The sequence below is a fragment of the Bacillus sp. LR--39 genome, assembly GCF_053613335.1.
The window spans coordinates 1-655 of sequence record NZ_JBSIOT010001024.1 but is presented as its reverse complement, the minus strand read 5'-3'; the positions used below and the strand labels follow the sequence as shown (position 1 = coordinate 655).

The 655-nt window shown below is 47.8% G+C and carries 1 protein-coding gene; it reads right to left on the bottom strand.

Features of this window, described 5'->3' with window-relative positions:
* On the bottom strand, window positions 1-655 hold a 655-nt coding region (locus ACWHAR_RS28175), incomplete at both ends, for an NtaA/DmoA family FMN-dependent monooxygenase (RefSeq protein WP_452088582.1).

Below are 655 nucleotides of genomic sequence, written 5' to 3'. Positions count from 1 at the left end.
TTGCGCCGCTTCTTCTGTATCGGCAATGATCGGGAAAATACCCGGCATGATGGCAATTTTTTCTGGATCACGTCCGAATTCCGCAGCCTGTTCTTTAATGGATTGATAAAATTCTTGAGCTGATTCCAGGTGGTTTTGTGCTGTGAAGATCACTTCGGCTGTTTTGGCAGCCAGCGCTTTTCCGTCTCCTGATGATCCTGCCTGGATAATGACCGGCTGGCCCTGCGGGGTTCTTGAAACGTTTAGAGGTCCGCGAACCGAGAAATATTCTCCTTTGTGGTTCAGCTCATGCATTTTTTCTTTGTCAAAGAATTCACCCGTTTCTTTATTACGGATAAAGGCGTCCTCTTCCCATGAATCCCAAAGCCCCTTTACAATCTCGACAAATTCCTCTGCCCGCTGATAGCGCAAATGGTGTTCAAGGTGCTTTTCACCGCTGAAATTCAGCGCTGTGGATTCAATAGATGAAGTGACGACGTTCCATCCGGCACGGCCGTTGGACAGATGATCCAATGACGCAAACTGTCTGGCAATATGGAATGGCTCGCTGTATGTAGTGGAGGCTGTTGCTGTCAGTCCGATTTTTGATGTGACCTGCGCCAAAGCAGAGAGCAGGGTGAATGGCTCAAACCTTGTTAATACATTTGGATGTGAT